The sequence below is a fragment of the Endozoicomonas sp. SESOKO4 genome (assembly GCF_024606275.1).
The window spans coordinates 1-1178 of record NZ_JAHHPS010000294.1 but is presented as its reverse complement, the minus strand read 5'-3'; the positions used below and the strand labels follow the sequence as shown (position 1 = coordinate 1178).

At 39.0% G+C, this 1178-nt stretch carries 1 protein-coding gene; it reads left to right on the top strand.

Annotation, left to right across the window (positions count from 1 at the left end; all coding sequences use genetic code 11):
- Positions 1-91: 91 nt before the first annotated feature.
- Positions 92-1111 (top strand): type I-Fv CRISPR-associated protein Cas7fv, encoded by a 1020-nt coding sequence (gene cas7fv / locus KDK16_RS05545; protein WP_257275055.1) that lies wholly within the window; start codon positions 92-94, stop codon positions 1109-1111.
- The last annotated feature ends 67 nt before the right edge of the window (positions 1112-1178 follow it).

The window sequence follows — 1178 nt, the reverse complement described above, 5'->3', positions numbered from 1 at the left end:
GTCAAATTATTCCAATAGGGCTTATGAACTTTAAGGATAAAGAGCAGCTACAAAATATTTTCAACTCAACCAGTAAATCAGGAGATAAATAATGAATACAATCACAGGTATCCATACCGTTGAATTAAAACTAAATGCCAATGGACATGGCGTTGTTAACTGGAATGGAAAGAATCCAGATTCAAAGTACGACAACCATCTGATCCCAAAACTTAGAAAAAACAAGAAGAACGGGAGCCAGCATGTTTATGTATCATCAAATTGTACTCGCCACCACCTGTTTAAAGATGAGACCAAGGTATTGGCTGGTGAAAAAGCCAGAACTTTAAAAAGTAAAGTAACCTCTGGCAGCTCAACACTACAAGCCTTAATCCGTAATACTCTGGCTAGCTCAGTGGGTTTAATCAGGGGTTACATGCATACCGCAGGCAAAAACCAAGAGTCTTTTGGGCGAAAAAGCCCCCTTTTGGTAGAAGACCTTAAAGAATTAAATTCAGAAGAAACTGAGGAAGAAACTTGTACCAGTACCTGGGCAGTAAATAAAGATGGAAAGCGTGACAGCAACTCATTATTCTACCGGCATAGCTTGGGAGAGACAGCTTACGAAGGCCATGCGGCCATCATTATCGAGGATCTCCAGTTTATACCTTTAGATGACACACTGGGAAATAGTGCCTATCCACTTGACTCTAAAAAGGGAAAAAGTCAGGTAAAAGAGTTGGTTCAATCCATTAACCATTATCTTAAAACATTATCAGAAAAGCTGAATCACTCAGTATCAGAAACACCAGAAGTAACTTCAGGTCACTTTAAACGAAAAAATAATTTATTGAAAAATTCAGAGTTTGGTTTGTTGCTGAATAATTCTGCAATTGACTTGTTAGTAATTGACACAATTCGACGTTTTTATGAACTACAGATTATTCAGGGAAAAGGCTATTTGCAAATGTCGAGTGTCGATATATTGCTAAATGACAGCTGCCGGGCAATGGCCATTAAGAGCTTAGGAGAGGCCGACCCCGGGTTAACCACTTTGCAGGAAATTATTCTTCCATCTGACAAAATCAGAGAGTATGCGATCTTCTTTGAACCAGTTACCTCTGTGGAGTAATACTACATGATTGTACTCAATATAGCTTACAACAGTCGCTGTTCTGGTGACTGGGATCACAAACGTA

Coding starts and splice junctions, on each gene's coding strand:
- cas7fv (WP_257275055.1), top strand. CDS start 92: ATGAATACAATCACAGGTATCCATACCGTTGAATTAAAACTAAATGCC.